1 pseudogene is annotated in these 302 nt (G+C 55.3%); it reads left to right on the top strand.

The features are described from left to right. Positions 1-302: pseudogene (locus tag ACW9IR_RS29865) on the top strand (hypothetical protein); the annotation flags it as partial.

Genomic DNA, 302 nt, shown 5'->3' with positions numbered 1-302 from the left:
TATGGAAGAACGGCGAATGGGTTGATGATATCGACGCCGTGCTGGCTGCACTCCGAGATAAGAAACTACAAGCGATCGCGACCGGATGCGCGGACTACATCGCGGGCGGTTTCACTTCCAGTGCGTTGGGCGAGCCATACCGTTACGGCAGCGCGATCGATGACCAGGTGAACTTGAATGGCCAAGTGCTGCTGGGCATGGACGATGTTTACCCATGTTATGACGCTTATCAGGTAATGACTTTCCGGCCGCACACCATCGAACAATTGCAGAAAGTCAGCCTTGACCTGGTGCGCTTCCGG

It is taken from the genome of Pseudomonas sp. SDT291_1_S447, from assembly GCF_054070155.1.
Note: the sequence above shows the minus strand (reverse complement) of the source record. Positions and strands in the feature narration are given on the sequence as shown.